General features: G+C 41.7%; 15 protein-coding genes. 6 read left to right on the top strand and 9 right to left on the bottom strand.

The window, feature by feature from the left end:
• Positions 1 to 53: 53 nt before the first annotated feature.
• The 3 genes from msrB (C8D94_RS09815) to C8D94_RS09805 form a co-directional block, all read right to left on the bottom strand.
• Positions 54 to 449, bottom strand: a complete 396-nt coding sequence (gene msrB, locus C8D94_RS09815) for a peptide-methionine (R)-S-oxide reductase MsrB (protein ID WP_115123772.1) — start codon at positions 447 to 449, stop codon at positions 54 to 56.
• Positions 442 to 945: a peptide-methionine (R)-S-oxide reductase MsrB gene (gene msrB, locus C8D94_RS09810; protein ID WP_115123771.1), complete on the bottom strand. Its 504-nt coding sequence runs from the start codon at positions 943 to 945 to the stop codon at positions 442 to 444. Before msrB (C8D94_RS09810) ends, msrB (C8D94_RS09815) begins: the two co-directional genes overlap by 8 nt.
• Before the next feature lie 86 nt (positions 946 to 1,031).
• Positions 1,032 to 1,568 carry a collagen-like protein gene (locus C8D94_RS09805; RefSeq protein WP_115123770.1) on the bottom strand — a complete coding sequence of 179 codons (537 nt, stop codon included), beginning with the start codon at positions 1,566 to 1,568 and terminating at the stop codon, positions 1,032 to 1,034.
• 182 nt (positions 1,569 to 1,750) lie between these two features.
• Here C8D94_RS09805 and C8D94_RS09800 point away from each other — a divergent pair, with 182 nt between their 5' ends.
• The 3 genes from C8D94_RS09800 to C8D94_RS09790 all read left to right on the top strand — a co-directional run bounded on the left by C8D94_RS09800 (position 1,751) and on the right by C8D94_RS09790 (position 5,422).
• Positions 1,751 to 2,572, top strand: coding sequence for a M48 family metallopeptidase (locus tag C8D94_RS09800; protein ID WP_115123769.1), 822 nt, complete (start codon positions 1,751 to 1,753; stop codon positions 2,570 to 2,572).
• 83 nt (positions 2,573 to 2,655) lie between these two features.
• A complete protein-coding gene (locus C8D94_RS09795) occupies positions 2,656 to 3,972 on the top strand; it encodes an MFS transporter (RefSeq protein WP_115123768.1) in 1,317 nt (438 codons plus the stop codon).
• Between the two features lie 58 nt (positions 3,973 to 4,030).
• A complete protein-coding gene (locus tag C8D94_RS09790) occupies positions 4,031 to 5,422 on the top strand; it encodes a DUF6252 family protein (RefSeq protein ID WP_147278532.1) in 1,392 nt (463 codons plus the stop codon).
• Between the two features lie 67 nt (positions 5,423 to 5,489).
• On the opposite strand, the gene C8D94_RS09785 is transcribed toward C8D94_RS09790, so the two are convergent.
• The 4 genes from C8D94_RS09785 to C8D94_RS09770 are packed head-to-tail and all read right to left on the bottom strand — an operon-like array spanning position 5,490 to position 8,436.
• Entirely contained in the window at positions 5,490 to 6,221 is a 732-nt protein-coding gene (locus tag C8D94_RS09785) for a head GIN domain-containing protein (protein WP_115123766.1), read from the bottom strand.
• A gap of 15 nt (positions 6,222 to 6,236) precedes the next feature.
• Positions 6,237 to 7,322: a hypothetical protein gene (locus C8D94_RS09780; RefSeq protein WP_115123765.1), complete on the bottom strand. Its 1,086-nt coding sequence runs from the start codon at positions 7,320 to 7,322 to the stop codon at positions 6,237 to 6,239.
• Positions 7,306 to 7,860 carry a hypothetical protein gene (locus C8D94_RS09775; protein ID WP_115123764.1) on the bottom strand — a complete coding sequence of 185 codons (555 nt, stop codon included), beginning with the start codon at positions 7,858 to 7,860 and terminating at the stop codon, positions 7,306 to 7,308. Before C8D94_RS09775 ends, C8D94_RS09780 begins: the two co-directional genes overlap by 17 nt.
• Before the next feature lie 12 nt (positions 7,861 to 7,872).
• The gene (locus C8D94_RS09770) at positions 7,873 to 8,436 is read right to left on the bottom strand and encodes an RNA polymerase sigma factor (RefSeq protein WP_115123763.1); all 564 of its coding nucleotides are present in this window, start codon (positions 8,434 to 8,436) and stop codon (positions 7,873 to 7,875) included.
• 218 nt (positions 8,437 to 8,654) lie between these two features.
• Here C8D94_RS09770 and lon point away from each other — a divergent pair, with 218 nt between their 5' ends.
• A complete protein-coding gene (gene lon / locus C8D94_RS09765) occupies positions 8,655 to 11,105 on the top strand; it encodes an endopeptidase La (RefSeq protein WP_115123762.1) in 2,451 nt (816 codons plus the stop codon).
• 13 nt (positions 11,106 to 11,118) lie between these two features.
• Here the strand turns inward: lon and C8D94_RS09760 are convergent, their stop codons facing one another.
• Positions 11,119 to 11,871, bottom strand: coding sequence for a T9SS type A sorting domain-containing protein (locus tag C8D94_RS09760; RefSeq protein WP_115123761.1), 753 nt, complete (start codon positions 11,869 to 11,871; stop codon positions 11,119 to 11,121).
• A 216-nt stretch (positions 11,872 to 12,087) separates the two neighbouring features.
• Between C8D94_RS09760 and porQ the strand changes: the two genes are divergently transcribed.
• Entirely contained in the window at positions 12,088 to 13,107 is a 1,020-nt protein-coding gene (gene porQ, locus C8D94_RS09755) for a type IX secretion system protein PorQ (protein ID WP_115123760.1), read from the top strand.
• Positions 13,107 to 13,799 carry a (d)CMP kinase gene (cmk, locus tag C8D94_RS09750; RefSeq protein ID WP_115123759.1) on the top strand — a complete coding sequence of 231 codons (693 nt, stop codon included), beginning with the start codon at positions 13,107 to 13,109 and terminating at the stop codon, positions 13,797 to 13,799. The genes porQ and cmk overlap by 1 nt, the downstream gene beginning before the upstream one ends.
• A 706-nt stretch (positions 13,800 to 14,505) precedes the next feature.
• Here the strand turns inward: cmk and C8D94_RS09745 are convergent.
• Entirely contained in the window at positions 14,506 to 15,198 is a 693-nt protein-coding gene (locus C8D94_RS09745; protein WP_115123758.1) for a DUF4377 domain-containing protein, read from the bottom strand.
• Positions 15,199 to 15,295: the final 97 nt, after the last annotated feature.

The following is a 15,295-nucleotide window of genomic DNA, read 5'->3' as shown; positions in this document are numbered from 1 at the left end:
CCCAAACTCCAGGAATTGGAATTTGGGATTTTGTATTTGGTAGAATTTTAATATCATTCTTTATCTAGATCTACCGACAACGAATTTACACAGTACCGCTGTCCACTGTCTGTTGGACCGTCGTTAAATACGTGGCCAAGGTGGCTCCCGCAGGTTGCGCAAAGGATTTCGGTACGTAGCATCCCGTGGGAGGTATCCTTTATATATTCTACGGCCCCATCGATACTTTCATCAAAACTGGGCCACCCGCAACCACTGTCAAATTTACTGTTGCTCTCGAACAACGGTGTCTTACAGGCACCGCATACATACGTTCCTTTATCTACAGTAAGGTTGTACTTGCCGCTAAAGGGGCGTTCGGTTCCTTTTTCGCGAAGTATCCTATATCGTTCTGGGCCCAATTCCTCGAGCCACTCTTCTTCGGTTTTATGTATGGGATAGTTACTCAATGTTCGGTAATTTTTCTCCTTTAGGAACAAAGTCTAGCGCAGCACCATTGACACAGTGACGCTTTCCGGTGGTTTCACGGGGACCATCGTTAAATACGTGTCCCAAATGGCCTCCACAGGTAGCGCAGTGTTCTTCGGTGCGGGTGTAGCCCAATTTTTTGTCAGATCCATACGCTACATTTCCTTCAATGGGTCTGTCAAAGCTTGGCCAACCTGTACCGCTTTCAAACTTGTGTTCACTTTCAAACAAAGGAGTGTTGCAAGCAGCACATATAAAAGTTCCAGGCTCATAAACCTTGTTGAGTGGTGAGGTGAAGGCACGCTCGGTACCTTCTTCACGGAGTACGTAGTATTCCATTTCGGTGAGCTCTGCCTTCCACTCGGCTTCAGTTTTATTTATTTTGAAATCTTCTTTCGATTGTTCTTTATTTTCCTGTGCAGGGCTTTTACAGCTGAAAAGCGTTAACAGGCCAAGAAGTATAAGTGTGTTTTTCATTTTTGGATTTTTTAGTGAAAACAATACTGTTATTAGGAAATTAAGATAAGCAACCTATCACCAACACTAAAACTTTTAGCATTTCTTTAATTTTCAAGTGTTGTTATTTCAGAAGGGTCCAATTGTAACCCATCCAGCAATTGCGACATGGTTAAATTACTATTTGCAAATTCTGAAGGTACTACGGCAATCCTGAACGTTTGGTCGTTGGTAAAGTCACTTCCTAACGTGGCTAGGTCAAAATTCCCATCGATGAGGAATTCAACATCAAAAAACGTGTGGTTGTAGATGTACTGGATAATATCCCCATTCCCTAAAAAAAAGTTTTGTGGCAATGGGCTCCAAGCATCTGCTCCGCCTGCCGGGCCATTCACTACTTTTTCCAAACGATACACCAATATGGCGTCGCTCTCGAAAACCTCTATATCTGTCGGGATGTTTACAAGAGCATCTTGCAATCCCGTATCTGGATTGTATTGAAAATCTATGGTTACTTCAAAAACCTGCCCGAGGATATTTATACCGGGCTCCCCTTGTGGTCCCGGAGGTCCTGGGTCTCCTTCACAGGAAGTTAAGAACAATGATGTTGTGATGATGCTGAAGAGTAAAAATGCTTTTTTCATGGTTATTTCTGGTTTAAAAGTGAGTAAATCTTTAACAAAACAAGCTATTGTAGGTTTGTTTCGTGTTGTTAAAGAAACAAAAGTCGTTCCACTTTAGAATACCATTGATATAGATATAACTTTTTTTTAAGAGCAGGAGGCGTGTATAAATGCTATATTTATCCTTTATAAAACACTACATCATGAAATTTAAAACTATTTTTTCAATAGGACTGGTGGCAGCGCTTGCAATTGCATGTGCGACCAATCCGTTTACGGGCAAGAGAACAATGGCCTTGGTACCCAACTCACAAATTTTCCCAATGGCCTTTCAGCAATACGATCAGTTTTTGCAGGAAAACAAAGTGGTTACAGGAACTGCTGATGCTAGAATGATAACGAATGTTGGCCAAAAGATAGCCGCAGCATCTGAGCGTTGGTTGAATGCAAACGGTTACACTGGCTATTTGAACAATTATAAGTGGGAATACAACTTGGTGGAAGACCCTGCTGTAAATGCTTGGTGTATGCCAGGTGGTAAAATTGTATTCTACACAGGTATTTTACCCATAACACAGGGGGAAGCTGGTGTTGCAGCTGTAATGGGGCACGAGGTTGCCCATGCATTGGCCAATCACGGCCAACAGCGTATGAGTGCTGCACAATATCAAGCAATAGGAGCTGTAGCTGGTAACCTGGCCTTGGGCAACGACCCTAAGAAACAACAAATATTCAACCAGGCGTATGGATTGGGCTCTACTGTTGGGGTAATGCTTCCCTTTAGCCGAAACCACGAGAGCGAGGCAGATAGAATAGGATTAACGTTAATGGCCATAGCTGGTTACGACCCAATAGCCGCAGCAGAACTTTGGCAACGTATGAAAGCGAATGCTGGAGGAAATGCACCGCCAGAATTTTTGAGCACACACCCATCCAGTACTACCAGAATTAACAATATAACCTCTTGGGCATCAGAAGCGAGAGCAGAAGCCCGGAAGTTTGGGGTAACTAGTTTTGAAAAATAACGTTACAATAACAGTATTTTTAGTACTTTGGAAGCTGCCAAAAATGAAATTGGCAGCTTTTTTTATGTTCAAAAAACTTCACTATGTCCAAAAACCTACCCAAAGGCAGTAAGAAATTATTAAATGCTTGGGCCTTTTACGACTGGGCCAACTCTGTGTATAGTTTGGTAATCGCTTCGGCTGTATTTCCTATTTTCTATGGCGCACTCACCTTAGTAAAGGATTCAGATGGGAATATACTGGACGATACGGTTGTCTTTATGGGTGTAGGTTTCAATAACGACACACTGATTAGCTATGTAACCGCAGCTGCGTTCTTAATGGTTTCTTTTTTAAGTCCGTTGCTAAGCGGTATTGCAGACTATGTGGGTAGCAAAAAAGTGTTTATGAAGTTTTTTTGTTATCTGGGAGCAGTGAGTTGCATCGGGCTCTATTGGTTTTCTATGGAGCAGCTATGGTTTGGCTTACTGTGTTATTTTTTCGCATTGATAGGGTTTTGGGCCAGCTTGGTTTTCTACAACTCTTATTTGCCAGATATTGCTTTTCCTGAACAACAGGATAAAGTGAGTGCTAAAGGATATTCACTAGGCTATATAGGTAGCGTACTATTGTTGCTCCTGTGCCTGTCGATGATACTGATGCACGATACATTTGGTTTTGAAGGCGAAGGAACCCCAACCCGCCTGTCTTTTGTGCTTACGGGAGTATGGTGGATAGGCTTTAGCCAGTACACCTATTATTATCTTCCAAAAGGGAACAAAAAGGAAAAATTTACCAAAGATGTGCTTTTCAACGGTTTTAGGGAACTGAAGCTAATTTGGCACAAGACCCAGCAAAACCTTCAGCTTAAAAGGTACCTAGCAGCATTTTTTGTATACAGCATGGCCGTGCAGACCATTATGTTGATTGCAACCTATTTTGGTATTGAAGAACTAGAGTGGGGGACCACTAACCCTACAACAGGATTGATCGTGAGTATATTGCTCATACAATTGGTAGCGGTGCTGGGGGCTTACCTAACCTCGAAGGCGTCTGAAAAATACGGGAACATCCGTACATTGATCGCACTAAACTTTATCTGGATTGCAATATGTGTGTATGCCTTTACCATTATTTCTCCAGTTCAGTTCTATGTAACGGCTGGTTTTGTGGGGCTTGTCATGGGAGGTATACAATCGCTGTCAAGGTCTACATACTCTAAGTTTATCCCAGAGGGGGCACTGGATACGGCTTCTTACTTTAGCTTTTACGATGTTTCTGAAAAAATAGGAATCGTTATCGGGATGGTGTGCTACGGAATTGTTACCCAAATGTTTGATAGTATAAAACCGGCTATTCTGTTTTTTGTCGTGTTCTTTGGGCTTGGCGTAATTTTGCTTTTCAGAGTACCCAGAAATTAGTATAGATATACAATTTTTACTTATGTTTGCGTTTAATAGCAATAACAAAACCATATTTATGAAGAAATTTAGACACATACACCTTATACTGTTTACAATTCTGGCAGTAGTTTTTTCTAGCTGTGAGAACGAACCTTTGGAGGGTGAGTTTATCGTGGATGAACCAGGTGGAGCTGCTTCCGGTAATTTTGTAGCGACTGTAGATGGAGAGTCATTTGTGGCCACTCAGCTTGTTGCTGAAATCAATCAGGGGACTTTGATAATGAGTGCAAGTGATGGTGTTTTTGCGATGGGCTTGATCGTTGTAAACAAAAGTGAATGTGTATTCGATCTTACAGGTGCAAACGCATCTGCTAGTATAAGTGAGATTAGTTCTGGAACTTCTTATACAGTAGACCCTACGGGACAGTTTGGTTCCTCTGGAACTTTGGAGATTACCTCATACAATACTGAAACAATGACCGTATCTGGAACCTTTACTTTTGTAGCTGTTGAAATAACACCTAATGGTCCAGGTAGCGAAACTATTGAAGTTACAGATGGTAGTTTTACAGATATTACTTTTGAAGTTGTAAGTGGAGACCCCGAACCCAGTGAGTGTGATCCCAACGGAGGCGGTGGCGATCCAGACCCAACCGATCCTAACAATATATTCTTGGCAAAAGCAGATGGTGTAGACTTTATACCGGAAGAAGTGATGGTTTCACAATACATGGTTGGGATGCAACCCATGATACAAGTAATGGCCTTGGATGCTGGAGGAGCTAGCCTGCGTTTGGACATCCCAGAAACGTTGCAAACAGGAACCTTCGATATGTTCAACGGAATTTCTGACGGAAGCCAGCTCATAGGTTATTATAACCCCAACACAGGAGGTGAAACCTTATCTTCCAACCCAGGAACCATAACAATTTCTGAATTCGGCTCACAATCTGGTAAGCTAGTTGCAACCTTCCAGTTCACGGCTACCGATCCTTTGGGAGACGACCCAACCGTGGTGGAAATTACCGAAGGAAATCTAGACATATCATTTGTGCCAACTCCTGGTAATGTAACTTTCTCTTTTGAGAATGAAATCGATGGAGTGCTCTTTCAGCCAGAAACAACAATAGCGACCCTTACAGAGTTCAATGGAGTGGACTATGTAACCATTACGGCTACATTGAACAACCAAGAGGTAAAACTGGAATTCCCATACTCAATTGGCGAAGGAACCTATGGAATGAGCCCGATACTGGTCGCTGGTGCCGAAGTAGTGGGAAGTTACACCCCAGATGTGGGAACTTCTATTACCTATACATCAGACCCTGGAACGTTGACCATTTCGACCTTCGATACGGCAACGAACATTATTGAGGGAACCTTTAGCTTTACTGCAAAGGACTTTTCCACTGCAGACCCTACCGTTTATGAAATTACCAACGGGTCGTTCCTGGTAGAAATTCAATAAAATTATACATAGGATAAACAAAAAATGCCACCTGCTATGGTGGCATTTTTTATTTATTTAATCTATTCTACATAGACTCTATGGAGCCAGAGCCTATTACTTTGGTGTCGCTTTTTGTAGGTTTTCCTTTGTAGCGTATATCGCCAGAGCCAGTAACCCTTGCTTTAAAAGTTCCATTTGCCATAACCGTTGCATCCCCAGAGCCAGAAACATATACCTGTGTGTCTGCTGCGTTGAGTGTATTCCCCTCAAAGTCGCCACTTCCAGCTACTTTTACCTCTAGCATATTTGCTGTACCGGTAAGCACCATATCTCCACTGCCTGTTACCTTGGCGTCTATTGTGTTGCCTTCTACGTTGGCCTGTAGATCTCCACTGCCTGTTACCGTAAAGGCAAGGTTATCGCCCTTAATAGTGTTTTTGGAAATTACATCCCCAGATCCTGTAATGGATACTTTGCTAATTTCAGTAAAAGGAACCGTAACAATAATATCGTTCTTGGAACTGTAACTATATCCTTTTTTCATCTTTACCTTTAATTGGGTGCCGTTGCTTTCAACTTCTATATATTCGTGTAGGTTGTCGTCTGCTTCAATGGTAATATTGCCCTCGGCTCCAGAGGTAAGGATTACGGTTAGCGAACCTACACCGGCAACTTCGTCATACCCCTGTGTGGTTACTTTTGAAGTAGTAACGTTGCCGCTGCCCTTAATTTTCTTGTTACCCCATTGTGCCGCGGCAGGTAGCGATACAAACAATGTAAGCATAGCTACGATGGATAGTTTGATTGTGTTTTTCATAATTTTCAATTTAGATTAAAGTTTGTTGAAGGTAATCCCTCCATAGTTAGAGTTTATAGTAACGATAGTACCGCTGTCTTTTTTTCCGAAGTGCCCCATATACATTTTGGAAGAGTTTTTTTCAGATTTTTGGCTGTACTGAAATCCATCGGTGCCTTTTAGGTTCGTATAATCAAGATTCAGCTTAAAATTGAAGGATACATCCTGTGGGAGCCCAAGGTTTATGCGTGCATAATCTGAATTTATGGTTATTTCCTTACAACTCGCAAGAACGGAACCTACGTTCACAGCACCATAATCTGAATGTATGTTAAGGCTATTGGTAACGCTACCAATGTTGTGGTGTATGTAGTCGCCACGGCCTATTACCGTGCCTACCTTCCCTATATTCAGTTTTCCGTGGTCGTTGTTATAGTTTAAATTGTTCACCTCGCCAATATCAGTGTTAGAATAATCTGCATTTATAAGCAGTGTTTCGGTTTTTTGTATCGAAACCCCTGAGTAGTCAGCATTTATCTTGCCACTCTTCATATATTGTATGGTAGAGTTCTTTGTGTAATCAAAATTTAGGGAGTTGTCTTCTGCCAGCAGTTCTCCAATGACCAGTTGCCCGTAATCGCAATTAATGGTTGCGTGGCCCTCCAGCTTATCTATGGTTATGCTACCGTAATCGTTGTTTATGTTCACGGAGTTGCCAATGGGGAGTTTAATGGTGTAGTTTACCTCTACCGAGATATTACTGTTCCCAGAGCCAAACCAACTGTTCCAACGCGATTTGTTCCCAAAGCGGGTCTTGGCGTTAACGTTGGTGCCACTGGCGGAAAATTCCACATCGATCTCTTTCAGTTTTTCTGACACTTTTTCCTCGTTGTTGCCATTGGTTTTAATAGTTACATCTATCACGGTTTTATTCTGGTTCCAAGTAACAATGGTAATATTTCCGTAGCGGTTGTCTATTTCCAGCCCTGCGTTGGGGTTTACGGTATACTCCTTGTGTATTTTTTTCTCCTTGGTGTGTTTACCTTTAAAGTTTTCAGTATTGGCCGTTACGGTTATGGGCAGTAATAGTACTACCAGTAGTATGTTATAGATATGTTTCATTTGTATTGTTTTTAAGTGTTTTAATGGCTGTTAGGGTTTCTGAAACGTTCTCCAAAATGGTAATCCTGCTCTGGAAATTAAGGATCATGGCGTTCACTACCTGTTTGTTGTAACCACTCTCTACCAAGTCTTTTTTGAGCAGCTGGTATTCCGTTTCAAGTTTTTCAACCTCTATGAGCGCATCTTGTATTAATTGTTGGTGTTCTGGAGATTCAAACTGTTTTAGTTTTTCAATCTCTGTAGTGATGGTTGCCGTAAAAAAGGATTGGGTTTGTTCCAACTCTGGTGAAACACTTGCCAGGTCTGCCTCTGTAGACGATTGGGGGGCAAACAAGCTACCTCCCAGGACTACCAGCAGTGCGATGGCCGCAGCAATGCTTCCCCATTTCCAATAGTTAATGGTTGGTTTTACGGTTTTGGGTTGCTGTTGGTTCAATTTTTCCAAAAACCTTTTTTGATGACCCGTAGGTGTCTCGTGTACATCAAAACTTCCTTCGAGTCGTTCAAAAAGGCTGGCTATTTCATCTTTCAGTTTCATTATTTTTTCTTTTCAGTTGTGCTCCAATTTTTGGATCATTTTCAGCTTTTTCCGCAAGCTTTCTTTGGCTCGGGATATAAGCGTTCGGCAATTGGCGTTACTTATGTTCAGTATCCCACAAATCTCTTCATAGTCGTAACCTTCAATATAATGGAGGTTCAATATTTGCCTGTATTTTGAGTGTATGCCTTCCATACATTCCAGTATTTGTAACACCTTCAAATTTGAATATTCCTCTCCGTTGGTCTGTGTTTCTACTTCATGTTCTATTTCATTGAACTCAGGTAGCGGGACAAACTTTTTGCTTTTATGGTAAGCCGCGATGCTTCTGTTTACCACGATACGTTTTAACCAAGAGCCAAATGTTGCGTTTCCCTTAAAGGTTTCCAGTTTTTCAAAAGCTGCTATAAACCCTTCTTGCATACAATCTTCGGCTAGGGCAGTGTCCTTCACTATTCGCATAGCCACATTGTACATTGCTTTGTGATAGCGATTGTACACTTCCAGTTGCGCAAGCTGGTTCCCTTTTTTACAAAGAGAGAGTACGGTTGATATGTCTTGGTGGGTTAGTGCCAAAAATCTTTCAGGATTTATAGTAAAGATAGGACAGCTTGCGCATTGTTACACTTTTGAAGATTTTTTTTCTACATGGCATAACTATTGAAATGGTATGGGGGAATACACATCTATAGCTGTTATAACACTCTTAATTCCAGTGTTTACAGCACATAAACGATACAATAACACATACTGAAGCGGTATTTTAACCGTGACAGAATGTCTTAAATAAAAATATGACCAAATCTAAATTAATACCCTTGGACAAGTTGTCACTTCAGGATTTACAGGACGAAGCAGAGTTGATACCCCTCATGACCACCGAAGATGAAGATGCCATGAATCGTGAAGAACTGCCCACAACACTGCCCATTTTACCCTTGCGGAACACCGTCCTATTTCCTGGTGTGGTAATACCCATTACAGCGGGACGTGATAAATCCATCAAATTAATTAATGAGACCAACAAGAACGGGAAGGTAATTGGGGTAGTTTCACAAAAGGAAGAAGCCAAGGAAGACCCGGACTTGAGTGACATAAACACCGTGGGTACCGTAGCGCAGATATTACGTGTACTAAAAATGCCCGACGGAAACACTACCGTGATCATACAGGGTAAAAAACGTTTTGAGGTTGCTGAGGTGATGACTACAGATCCTTACATGACAGCAACCATCCGTGAAGTGGCCGAAGCCCGTCCCGCTAAGGAAAATGAAGAGTTTAAGGAGATAATAAGCTCCATTAAGGAGTTGGCACTCACTATTATTAAAGACAGCCCCAATATTCCTTCGGAAGCTGCTTTTGCCATAAAGAATATTGAAAGTTCTTCTTTCTTGATAAACTTTGTTTCTTCAAACCTTAATATTTCAGTAGAAGAAAAACAGAAATTACTTGAAATAAACGATTTGAAGGACCGTGCCATGGAAACCTTGCGCTATATGAATGTGGAGTTGCAAAAACTTTCCTTGCGTAACGATATACAATCCAAGGTAGAGAGCGATATAAGCAAGCAACAGCGGGAATATTTCCTCCAACAGCAAATGAAGACCATCCAGCAAGAATTGGGGGGCAATAGCAATGAGGCCGAGATCGAGGAAATGCGCTCCCGTTCTAAATCCAAAAAGTGGAAAAAGAACATCCAAAAACATTTTGATAAAGAGCTAACCAAGTTGCAGCGAATGAACCCGCAGGTAGCGGAGTTCAGCATACAGAAGAATTACTTGGACCTGATGTTGGATCTACCTTGGGAAGAGTTCAGTAAAGATAAATTCGACCTAAAGAGAGCTAAAAAGATACTAGATCGTGACCATTATGGGCTGGACGATGTAAAAAAACGAATTATTGAATATTTAGCAGTCCTAAAACTGAGAAACGATATGAAGTCGCCCATACTGTGCCTATACGGACCTCCGGGTGTTGGTAAAACCTCTTTGGGAAAATCCATCGCAGAGGCATTAGGCAGGGAATATGTGCGAATGTCCCTTGGTGGGTTGCGCGACGAGGCGGAGATACGAGGTCACCGTAAAACCTACATTGGTGCTATGCCAGGACGAATTATAAAAAGCTTGAAAAAAGCGGGAACAAGCAATCCTGTGTTTGTACTGGATGAAATTGACAAGCTATCTGTTGGGAGCCAGGGCGATCCATCTTCGGCTATGCTGGAAGTATTGGATCCAGAGCAGAACAGCGAGTTTTACGATAACTTTTTGGAATTGGGCTATGATTTGTCCAAAGTCATGTTCATCGCAACCTCAAATAGCTTGAGTACTATCCAGCCAGCCTTGCGGGATAGGATGGAAATTATAAATGTTACAGGGTATACAATCGAAGAGAAGGTAGAGATTGCCAAAAAGCACCTGCTCCCAAAACAATTGAAAGAGCACGGTCTCTCTAAAAAAGACCTGCAGATAGCCAAGCCACAATTAGAAAAAATCGTCGAAGGCTACACCCGTGAGAGCGGTGTGCGTGGTCTGGAAAAGCAAATTGCTAAAATGGTGCGCCATGCAGCTATGAAAATAGCGATGGAGGAGGAGTACACCAAAAAAGTAACCAACGAGGTCATCGTGGAAGCCCTGGGAGCACCAAAGCTGGAACGAAACAAATATGAAAACAACGATGTTGCAGGTGTCGTGACAGGATTGGCGTGGACCCGAGTAGGAGGTGACATACTCTTTATTGAATCTACCCTCTCAAAAGGGAAAGGGCAGCTCAACATGACCGGAAACCTTGGTAAGGTAATGAAAGAGAGTGCTACGATCGCTCTGGAATATATTAAGTCCAATGCCGATCAGCTAGGGCTTTCTCCCGACATCTTTGAAAAATACAACATCCATATCCACGTTCCCGAAGGTGCTACACCAAAAGATGGCCCAAGTGCAGGAATTACTATGTTAACGTCTTTGGTCTCTTTGTTCACCCAGCGAAAGGTTAAAAAGAGCATTGCCATGACCGGTGAGATAACCCTTCGTGGAAAGGTATTGCCTGTTGGTGGTATTAAAGAGAAGATACTTGCGGCCAAGCGTGCAAAGATCAAGGAGATCTTGCTCTGTGAGGACAACAAACGTGATATAGATGAGATAAAGCCAGAATACCTAAAGGGTTTAACGTTTCACTACGTTAAGGAAATGAGCGATGTGCTGGATCTTGCCCTGACAAAACAAAAGGTAAAAAATGCGAAGCAGCTTTAGCGTTACGGCTGTTTTAATTTTTAACAATTTTGAATGTTTGCGTTTGCTTTCCGCTGAAAAGCGTTAAAAGGTATAAACCATGGTCTAAAGAAGAAATATCGACTTCATTTTCCGCTGAAAGTGAAGTCAGTTCTTTATGTGTGATGATTGTTCCTGTTACTGTGCTTAGTTGTAAAGCAGTTACAACCGTATTGTTTTCAGCTATGTAAATTTTCTCTTGTGCAGGATTGGGATATACATTTACACGCTCTTTCGTAAACGTATCGTTATTCAATATTGGAGTATTCCTATATCTATATTCAACAAATGGTTGTGTGCCAAATTTCATGCTTTTAGTTCCGTCCCCATTGTCTGTTACTGTAGGCTGCACTATGGTATATAGATTGGGGTCTGTTGGGATTATAGCAAATGGTCCAAAAATATAAGGCTCGTCCATATCCTCAAAAAAACCACAGGAATTGCTTGAGCTTGTGCTCGAAACAGCTCTTAAATCTCCTGTTAGGGCATCCTGTTCTAGCGTTCCAGAGATAGTGTTGCAAATTCCAAATCCGCTAAACTCAAGATTTTCACCAATAAAGATTCGTGGTTGGATTTGTGCAATACTTGGATTGCCATTATAGGGCTGGTAGCCTTCAACAATAAAAGTCTCACCGGTATCACTATCAAAAATTTCATACAGGTACCAAGTTTGTTCAAAAAAAGCGGGATCTATTTGTTGCGCATTCAAAAGCCCTGTAAATGCTAGGAAAAAGAATAAAATTTTCATAATGGTAGTTTTAACTTCAGTATAAATGTACTATTTCTTCCATTGATTATAGCAAACCCTTGCAAACAGTTGTACTTCACAAATAATGAATTTTAAGCAATCCCTTAGATTATAACCCAAGGCAACACTATTTTAAAGTTCAATCATTTCGCTCTCCCATAAAAATAAATTAATATTGCAGTCGTTAAAAAGTGTAGGAAACACAACTCCACGTCCATGCAAAAAAGAATAGTATTGCTACTTACCCTATTAACAGCGGTTTCGGCCGTTGCACAAGTAGGAGGACGTGCCACGTATCAATTCCTGAACCTGGTTACTTCAACACGCCAAGCAGCCCTGGGGGGTAAGAATGTGACAAATTACGATTACGACCCCACGCAGGGGATGTTCAACCCAGCTGCCATTAATCCTGCGATGGATAACCAACTGTCGCTCAACTATGCAAACTATATAGGCGATGTAAACTACGGTACCGCAACCTATGCCTATTTGTGGGACAGGCGTACACAAGTGTTGCATACAGGGGTTACCTACATCAACTACGGAAGTTTTGACGGGTACGATGAAAATGGAAACCCTACCGATGAGTTCAGTGGTGGTGAGTTGGCCTTGAGCTTTGGTCATGCCCGTAATATTGCTTTTACAGATTTTCACGTGGGCGGAAACGTAAAATTTATTTCTTCAAAACTAGAGCAATACACTTCTTTTGGAGTTGCGCTGGATATTGGGGTCATGTACGTATACGAAGATTGGGACCTGCACATCACCGGAGTAGCCAGGAACCTTGGTGCACAGCTTAAACCGTACGAGAACACCCAGGAAAGATTGCCTTTTGAACTTATCTTCGGGATATCACAAACCTTGCAAAACATTCCCATACGCTGGCACTTCACCTTGGAGAATATGCAAAAATGGGATGTTGCCTTTGCCAACCCCAACCGTGACGAGATAGACCTGGAGGGTACGGTTACTACCGAGAATATTGGGTTTTTGGACAATGCTTTTCGCCATATGATTTTTGGTATCGAGATTTTTCCCGAGAGCGGCTTTAATCTAAGATTGGGCTACAACGTGCGCAGGGCAGAGGAACTGCGAATTATAGACCAGCGCTCTTTTGCAGGGCTTACGGGAGGTTTTTCCATAAAACTGAACAAACTCCGTTTAAGCTACGCCTATTCTCGATTTAACAGCGCCGCCACTACCAGTACCTTTGGACTAAATATAAACCTGCAATAATGCACAAAATTACTATTGCCATAGACGGCTATTCTTCTACCGGAAAAAGTACCGTTGCCAAGCAGTTGGCAGATTGGCTGGAGTATGTGTATGTAGATACCGGTGCTATGTACAGGGCCGTGACCCTTTATGCAATGCGTACTAAAATGATTGCTGAAGGAAAAGTAGACACCCCAAAACTAATTGCTGCATTGCCACAAATCAATTTGCAATTCAAAAGAGAAGGAGGTGCAAAAGCCGAAATTCACTTGAACGGTGAAAATGTTGAAAAAGACATCCGCCATCTAAACGTTTCCGAATATGTGAGCCCCGTCGCTACCATTAGTGAAGTACGCCGAAAGCTCGTAGAGCAGCAACAGCAAATGGGAGAGGGTAAAGGCGTGGTCATGGACGGCCGTGACATTGGGACAGTAGTCTTCCCCAATGCTGAACTGAAAATTTTTATGACCGCCAGTGCCGAACAGCGCGCCCAGCGCCGGTACAACGAACTTTTAGAACGTGGCGATACCGTTACCTATCAGGAAGTGCTAGAGAATGTATTGGAGCGCGACCATATTGACAGTACCCGCAAAGACTCCCCACTGCGAAAGGCAAAAGACGCCATAGAGATAGACAATAGCGAAATGAACCTTGAGGACCAGTTCCACACTATCCTTCAATTGGCGAAGGACAGGATTGCAGGGAGGGTTTAGTTTTTGCCTTAAAGTGTAGTTGTTAGGTTTTTAAATAGCACAAAAGACTGAAATAGTTGCTACCGATTTAAGAAGAATACGTCTTCTTATCAAAGCTTATAGTGTATTTATTATAGCTTTTCTAATAGGTTCTTTGCTCGGTGTTTTTTCAAGCGCTATTTTTATATTGCCGGAATTATAAGTACTGCGATAGCGTATGGAGGATATGTACTTCTATTAAGGTTGCCATTAAATAGATTCGATAAAATTTCAGAGACGGTATTGGTATTGCTTTTTGGCATATTTGCAATGTGGGCTTTTATCCAATTTAACACTATTGAAAAAAATAGTTGAGGGGTTTATAGATTTAGAAGTTTGGAGTTAACATTTTCAATACCTTCACATACCCGAGTCTTGCCTCTCGATACAGCTTTTGAAACGCTATCGCCTTTTCAAAACCCACTCGAGGTCACGATAATCTTGAAAAACCGTCAGTTCGAGTGATTTTGTTGCAGGGATGTACATCGGAGTTTGAAACTATGAATTTCAACAAAATTGTATCGAGAACCGATCACAATCGTTATCTCAAAAGCCTCTCGATACAAATTCTGGAACGCTATCGCTTTTCCATAACCCACTTGAGGTGACGAAGGATAACCTAGTATAAACGTTTAAAATACTTAAACAATTTCTATCTCGTCATTCGTACCTCGTCATTCGTATTTCTTTAATCCACCTTCACAAATCTTAATATTTCTTCTCCTTCAGTATTATACAAGAAGAGACGCAAATTTTCAACTTTATAGCTGCTTGTATTGGCCAGTGCTTCGGTAAAGGTATTGGGCACTGTCATATTGGGACACATCATTTTGGTGCTGCCCAGTCTTGAGAACGTCAGTTGGTTTCCGCCCAACGTTTCAATAGTTCCAAAAAGGGTGTTGCAGCCATCGTTACCACCAATGCGTTTATCGGCCACAAAAATCTCCAACATGGGTTGTTTGTTTGGTCTTTGGGTTCCTTTCGTAGCAATATCTTCTCCTTTGATAGCTCGTAACGCCCAAATATCGTGCAGCCTAAAGATTGGGTCCGTTTCTTTTTCCAGTACCTGTACCAATGTGTATTTAATTGAAGAGGCATCAGCAGGGACTGTTGCAGGGTCTAATTTTCCTTCAGTGACCGAAATTTTATAGATAAATCCCTGTTGGTAGTCAAACCCCTCGATGTTTCCATAAAAATTGCTCCAGTTGCCTTCGGACATCATCTCACCTTTTTGTATCTGTAGGCATTGCATTTTCCCTACGCCTTCGCAGGGAACCTTGGCGCTATTTACAAAATAGGTAACGGCTTTAGGATCGTCTTTTGCTTCTCCACAGGTGTTCATGACAAGGACGGCTAGTGCTAAGGTAGTTATAAATTTCATGATCTTTGTTTTATATAAAGTTAACAAACACTGTTGAAAGTCTTAAGACCTTTAGGGAAAGTTTAGGGTTTCTGTTAGCATTATTTTTATACTGTTA

The sequence above is a fragment of the Marinirhabdus gelatinilytica genome (genome assembly GCF_003353425.1).
GTDB lineage: Bacteria > Bacteroidota > Bacteroidia > Flavobacteriales > Flavobacteriaceae > Marinirhabdus > Marinirhabdus gelatinilytica.
This window is presented reverse-complemented; position numbering and strand designations above follow the sequence as displayed.

Coding starts and splice junctions, on each gene's coding strand:
- C8D94_RS09795 (WP_115123768.1), top strand. CDS start 2,656: ATGTCCAAAAACCTACCCAAAGGCAGTAAGAAATTATTAAATGCTTGG.
- C8D94_RS09790 (WP_147278532.1), top strand. CDS start 4,031: ATGAAGAAATTTAGACACATACACCTTATACTGTTTACAATTCTGGCA.
- C8D94_RS09760 (WP_115123761.1), bottom strand. CDS start 11,871: ATGAAAATTTTATTCTTTTTCCTAGCATTTACAGGGCTTTTGAATGCG.
- C8D94_RS09745 (WP_115123758.1), bottom strand. CDS start 15,198: ATGAAATTTATAACTACCTTAGCACTAGCCGTCCTTGTCATGAACACC.
- lon (WP_115123762.1), top strand. CDS start 8,655: ATGACCAAATCTAAATTAATACCCTTGGACAAGTTGTCACTTCAGGAT.
- C8D94_RS09780 (WP_115123765.1), bottom strand. CDS start 7,322: ATGAAACATATCTATAACATACTACTGGTAGTACTATTACTGCCCATA.
- msrB (WP_115123771.1), bottom strand. CDS start 945: ATGAAAAACACACTTATACTTCTTGGCCTGTTAACGCTTTTCAGCTGT.
- porQ (WP_115123760.1), top strand. CDS start 12,088: ATGCAAAAAAGAATAGTATTGCTACTTACCCTATTAACAGCGGTTTCG.
- C8D94_RS09800 (WP_115123769.1), top strand. CDS start 1,751: ATGAAATTTAAAACTATTTTTTCAATAGGACTGGTGGCAGCGCTTGCA.
- C8D94_RS09805 (WP_115123770.1), bottom strand. CDS start 1,568: ATGAAAAAAGCATTTTTACTCTTCAGCATCATCACAACATCATTGTTC.
- C8D94_RS09775 (WP_115123764.1), bottom strand. CDS start 7,860: ATGAAACTGAAAGATGAAATAGCCAGCCTTTTTGAACGACTCGAAGGA.
- cmk (WP_115123759.1), top strand. CDS start 13,107: ATGCACAAAATTACTATTGCCATAGACGGCTATTCTTCTACCGGAAAA.
- C8D94_RS09785 (WP_115123766.1), bottom strand. CDS start 6,221: ATGAAAAACACAATCAAACTATCCATCGTAGCTATGCTTACATTGTTT.